At 71.1% G+C, this 3,691-nt stretch carries 3 protein-coding genes; all 3 read right to left on the bottom strand.

The annotated features are described in order from the left end of the window. Window positions 1–58: 58 nt before the first annotated feature. Complete coding sequence (locus PUR61_RS36955) at window positions 59–1,603, bottom strand: sugar ABC transporter ATP-binding protein (protein ID WP_329883945.1); 1,545 nt, start codon at window positions 1,601–1,603, stop codon at window positions 59–61. Then, the gene (locus PUR61_RS36950) at window positions 1,600–2,679 is read right to left on the bottom strand and encodes an ABC transporter permease (protein WP_329883944.1); all 1,080 of its coding nucleotides are present in this window, start codon (window positions 2,677–2,679) and stop codon (window positions 1,600–1,602) included. The genes PUR61_RS36955 and PUR61_RS36950 overlap by 4 nt, the downstream gene beginning before the upstream one ends. Continuing rightward, window positions 2,676–3,691 (bottom strand): ABC transporter permease (locus PUR61_RS36945; RefSeq protein ID WP_329883943.1); only part of this gene is annotated, 1,016 nt, incomplete at its 5' end. The genes PUR61_RS36945 and PUR61_RS36950, both read right to left, overlap by 4 nt.

Below are 3,691 nucleotides of genomic sequence, written 5' to 3'. Positions count from 1 at the left end.
GTGCGGTACTCGTCCGCCTTCTCTGGGCGGAGCCGGATCACCTGGACGATGCGCCGCGTCATGCGTCGGCCCTCGCGGACAGGGCCGGGGGCGGCCGGTTGTGGATGAGGCGGATGATCTGCCGGCTCGTCCGCTCGTAGTTGTGGTCGTTGGGGACTTCGCCGCGGACGCGGTGGTCGGCCATGACGACCACCCGGTCGGCCAGCGTGATCATTTCGGCGAGATCGCTGCTGATCAACAGGATGGGCAGGCCCTCGCGGGCCAGCTCCCCCAGGAGCTCGTGGAAGCCGTGCTTCGTGCGGACGTCGATCCCGACGGTCGGCTCGTCCACGACGAGCAGGCGGGTGTCGGCGGCGAGCCATTTGGCCAGGCTGACCTTCTGCTGGTTGCCGCCGGACAGTTCACCGGCGTTCTGCGCGAGGCCGGAGATCCGGATGCCGAGGCGGTCGACGAGTTCCTGGGCGACGGCGCGCTCCTGACGGGCGGAGACGAAACCGAAGGCCTTGGCGATCGACTTCCACACCGTGACGCCGATGTTGCGGCCGACCGGCTGTTCCAGGAAGACGCCCTCCTCCTTGCGGTTCTCGGTCAGGTAGCCGATGCCGTGCTCGTGCAGGGCCTGACGGGGGGAGCTGATCCGTACCGGTGCGCCCTGGACCAGGATCCGGCCGGCGGTGACCCGGCCGAGTCCGAGGACGGCCCGGACGAGTTCGCTGCGTCCGGCGCCGACCAGTCCGTAGAGGCCGACGATCTCACCGGGGCGGACGTCCAGTGAGATGTCCCGGTGCCCGTCGGCGGTCGCGAGCCTGTCGAGCGAAAGGACGGGCGCGGCGGTGCGCTCCACCGCCGGCCGCGGGCGCATCGCGGTCGCCGCGTGGGCGCGGCCCACCATCAGCGTGACGATGTCGTCGTGCGTGTGCTGGGCGAGCGGCGAGGACGTGAGCACCGACCTGCCGTCGCGCAGCACGGTGACGGTGTCGCAGATCGCGAAGACCTCCTCGAGCTTGTGGCTCACGAAGACCACACAGGTGCCGCGGGCCGTCAGTCGCCGGACGACCTCGAAGAGGTGATCCGCTTCCTGCGGGGAGAGCGAGGCAGTGGGTTCGTCCAGGAGGAGGACCTGGCTGTCGGTGTGGAGCGCCTTCGCGATCTCGACCAACTGCTGCTGGGCGACGGAGAGTTCGCGGACCGGCTGGTGCGGGTCGAGGTCGAGCCCCAGTTCTGCGAGGCAGCGCAGCGCGGGGGCGGTCATGGCATCGCGGTCGACGATGCCGTGGCGCGAGGGTGGGTTCTGCAGGGTGATGTTCTCCGCGACGGAGAAGTCGGGGATGAGGTTGCGTTCCTGGTGGACGACGCCGATGCCGGTGCGGGTGGCTTCCAGCGGGGAGCGCAACTGGATCTCCCGGCCGCGCCAGGTGAGCCGGCCGCCGTCGGGCAGGTGGACGCCGGTGAGGGCCTTGATCAGGGTCGACTTCCCCGCGCCGTTCTCGCCCAGCAGGGCGTGCACGGAGCCCGCGGTCAGCCGCAGAGCGACTCCGTCCAGGGCCCGGACCCCGGGGAACAGCTTGACGATGTTGTGGCATTCGAGCAGGACGTCGTTCATCGCTCTCCCCCTGTACCCGGCAGGGCGGCGGTGCCGGCCCGTGGTTGCGTGTCCGCCGGTGGCGCCGGAGCGCGGCCTCGCGTCCCGCGCTTCTTCTCCTGCCGGCTCTGCTGGATCCGCCCGCCCATGACCGTGCCGAGCACGACCAGGCCGATGAGGAAGTTCACCCAGCTCGGGTCGAGCGAGAACTGGGCCCGCGCGGCGTCGATCAGCCGCATCACGAACGCCGCCAGCACCGTGCCGAGTACGGCGACGGATCCGCCTGTCAGGGCGACGCCGCCGATGATCGGCGCCGCGAAGCTTGGCAGCAGCCAGTCACCCCCCACACTGCGGTTGACACCGGGCAGGGATGCGGTCGCCAGTACGGCGGCGACACCGACGAGCAGACCGGACAGCCCGTGGGCGAGGACGATCTGACGGTTGGTGGAGATGCCCGACAGGCGGGCCGCGAGCGGATTGCCGCCGGCCGCGAGCAGCCGCCGTCCGGCGGTGGTGCGGTAGACGAATGCCGCGAGCAGCACGGCTCCGATGAGTGCGGCGACGAACACCAGCGGGACGTTGAGCGGGGCCGCCCGGCCGAGGTCCTGGAGGTTCTGGGAGTACCCGTCGACGGTGCGGGTGCCGACGAGCCGGTACTGGGCGCCCAGCAGGATGGTCATGGAGCCGAGTGTGACGATGAAGCCGTTGATCTGCGTCGCCACGATGAACACACCGGTCACCAGGCCGATCAGGGTGGCCGCGAGTACGCCGACCGCGACGGCCACCGGTACGGGTACGCCGTTGTCGGCCATCAGCACGCCCATCAGGCAGGCGGTGAAGCCGCCCAGCGCGCCCACGGCGAGGTTGAGCTGGCCGACGCAGAGCGCGACCATCTGGGCCAGGCCGATGAGGACGGGGGTGGCCATGTACTGCAGGAAGGTGCGTACGGAGGGGCCCTCGAAGAACGCGCCGGCCGAGGTGATGCCCAGGACGAGGTACCCGGCCAGGACGACGCCGAGCAGTGTCATCGTGGTCGAGCGGGAGAAGCGGCGCAGCACGGCGCCGGTGCGGGCCGTCCGCGCAGTGGTCGTGATCATGTGGAGCGCACCACCTTGCGGTAGGACACGACGGTGCGCACGCGGTCGGCCGACAGGGCCAGCAGCAGGACGCAGCCGAGGTAGATGTTGAGGCTTTCGAGGCCGACGCCGAGCAGGTCGAGGCCCTTGCGGATGACGCCGACGAGGGAGGTGCCGAGCAGTGCGCCGATCACGGAGACGACGCCGCCGGTGAGCAGGGTGCCGCCGAGGACGGCGCCGAGGAAGGAGGGGAGCATGAAGTCGTCGCCGATGGAGGCGCGGAAGGTGCCGGTGCCGACGGCGGCCATGAAGCCGGCGAGTGCGGCGAGCAGGCCGGACAGTGCGTGCGCGAGGACGATGCGCCGGCCGGTGGGGATGCCGGACAGTTCGGCTGCCGCGGGGTTCGCGCCGGTGAGGAGGAGTTCGCGGCCGAGGCGGGTGCAGCCGTAGAGGAACCCGAGTCCGGCGAGGGCGAGCAGGGTGAACTGGACGACCTGCGGGACGGCGGGCGTGCCGCACACCGGGCCGACGCAGAGGTCGGCGAGGGAGGCGGAGCGCAGCTCGGCGAGCCCGGCCGGGCGGGTGGTGAAGGCGGCGTTCTCGGTCAGGGCGGAGTAGAGGAGGGAGACCAGGCCCAGCAGGGCGAAGTCCATGGCCAGGGTGACCACGAAGGAGCTCACGCCGGTGCGGGCGATGATCCAGCCGGACAGGGCGCCGATCGAGGCGCCGGCGGCCAGGCACAGCAGCAGGCCTAGTGGCAGGGGCAGGGCGAGTCGGTCGTAGCCGAATCCCGCGAACATGGCGCCGAAAGCGGCCATCCGGCCGACGGCGAGGTTCATGTGCCCCACGGAGAGGACCACCATCTGGGCGAGCGCCACCACGGTCAGCGTCGCGATGTCGCGCAGCAGCGGGAAGAGCACGAGCCGTTCGTCGAGGAACGCGGGCCGCAGCGCGCCGAACAGCGCGACGAGGAGCAGGGTCAGGAGGAGCAGGCCGAGTCGCTGGTTGACCCAGAACGGGAGCCGGTGTGCCT

The sequence above is a fragment of the Streptomyces sp. BE20 genome (genome assembly GCF_036322525.1).
Taxonomy (GTDB): Bacteria; Actinomycetota; Actinomycetes; order Streptomycetales; family Streptomycetaceae; genus Kitasatospora.
Note: the sequence above shows the minus strand (reverse complement) of the source record. Positions and strands in the feature narration are given on the sequence as shown.

Bases quoted from the DNA above. Each gene is read 5' to 3' on its own strand.
- PUR61_RS36955 (WP_329883945.1), bottom strand. From the start codon at position 1,603: ATGAACGACGTCCTGCTCGAATGCCACAACATCGTCAAGCTGTTCCCC.
- PUR61_RS36950 (WP_329883944.1), bottom strand. From the start codon at position 2,679: ATGATCACGACCACTGCGCGGACGGCCCGCACCGGCGCCGTGCTGCGC.